The sequence below is a fragment of the Erythrobacter sp. genome (assembly GCF_038133525.1).
Taxonomy (GTDB): domain Bacteria; phylum Pseudomonadota; class Alphaproteobacteria; order Sphingomonadales; family Sphingomonadaceae; genus Qipengyuania.
The window spans coordinates 1-1634 of sequence record NZ_JAYPTL010000176.1 but is presented as its reverse complement, the minus strand read 5'-3'; the positions used below and the strand labels follow the sequence as shown (position 1 = coordinate 1634).

Below are 1634 nucleotides of genomic sequence, written 5' to 3'. Positions count from 1 at the left end.
TCGTGGTCGTCTCGGATACGCCGATGTCAGTGCTGGTCAGCCCGACTGCCGCGCCATCGGTGGCGGTGAAGCTGCCCTCATAGGACAGGAACTGGACGACATTGCCAGCCGCATCGACCAGCGCAAAGCCATCCGGCGAACCATTCTGGATACCGTTCGACGGCAGCGAGATCGTCTGGAAAGCATCGCTGCCCGAAAGCGTATAGCTCGCATAGGACCCGCCGCCGGAGCCATTGTAGAGAACAACGGTCCAGCCCGTCAGGTCGAGCCCGTCGGTATTGGCGATTTCGATGAATTCGCCGACATCGGTGCTGGCGTTGTCATAATGGAATTCGTTGAAGAAAACGGTAGATTCAGTCCCTGCGACCACGATCAGTCCCCTCGGTCAATTACCAGTCCCTCCGGGCGAGCGAGGCCGCCGGCCCGGGCAATGTTCCAAGCGTCTAGATGGATAAAAAGACGTGAAGATGAAACTTGTGCGGTGCGGAAGAGACCAGATAATTTCATTTGTGACAATGCTGGCGCGCGGGTGCATTTGGGTTATTCCCAGCCTGTCACCAAACCGAACGGGGCAGTGCAATTTTGTGTGCACCCCGCGCATTCAAGCGGGATGCAAGGTGCGCGCCTATTGGCGGCTGTTCATCAGTGGCTGGATGCGCGTGCCGAACGCCTCCACCCCTTCGAGGAAATCGTCGAAGGTCAGGAGTACGCCGCCGGTATTGGGCACTTCGGCCATCTCGTCGAGCATTCTGGCGACCGTCTCATAGCTTCCGACCAGCGTGCCCATATTGATGTTCACCGCCCCTTCGGGCGCGGCCAGCTGGCGGACATTGGTGTCGGTGTTGACCGTATCCTTCGCGCCCTGATCGGCAAGCCAGCTGATCGCATCGATATCGACGCCTTCGTTATAGCTCTGCCATTTCGCCTGCGCCTCCTCGTCCGTCTCCGCCGCGATGATCATGACGAGGACGAAGACCTGCACATCACGCCCGGTCTTTTCCAGCGCCACGGCAAGCCGGTCGTTGTTCGACGAAAACGCAGTCGGCGTATTCACCCCCTTGCCGAGGCAAAAGGCGTAATCCGCCCATTTCGCGCTGAAGGCGAGGCCCGCGTCCGACGACCCGGCGCAGATGATCTTCATGTCGCCGGTCGGCTGCGGCCACACGCGGCAATCCTCCATGGTGTAATATTCGCCCTTGAAGTCGGACGATCCCGTCTCCCAAAGCTCCCGCAAAACCTGCGCATATTCGTCGAGGACATTGTAGCGGTTCTTGAAATGCTCATCGCCGGGCCACAGGCCCATCTGCGTATATTCGGGCGGCTGCCAGCCGGTGATGAGGTTGAGGCCGAAGCGCCCGTGGCTGATGGAATCAATCGTGTTGCACATGCGCGCGGCAAAAGCAGGCGGGATGATCAGCGTAGGGCAGGTGGCGAAGATCTTGATCTTCTCCGTCACCGCGGCCAGCCCCGCCATCAGGGTGAAACTTTCGAGGCCATATTCCCAGAACTCGGTCTTGCCGCCGAAACCGCGCAGCTTGATCATCGAGAGGAGGAAATCGAGCCCGTGCTCCTCCGCCTTCATCGCGATCTCCATGTTGAGATCGAAGCTAGGCTTGTACTGGGGCGCGTTCTCG

2 protein-coding genes are annotated in these 1634 nt (G+C 59.7%); both read right to left on the bottom strand.

The genetic code is table 11. The annotated features are described in order from the left end of the window. Positions 1 to 370 (bottom strand): lamin tail domain-containing protein (locus AAFM29_RS17725; RefSeq protein ID WP_341714030.1); only part of this gene is annotated, 370 nt, incomplete at its 3' end. Between the two features lie 255 nt (positions 371 to 625). Next, positions 626 to 1634: pyrimidine utilization protein A (gene rutA, locus AAFM29_RS17720; RefSeq protein WP_341714029.1), on the bottom strand; the 1009-nt coding region annotated here is incomplete at its 5' end.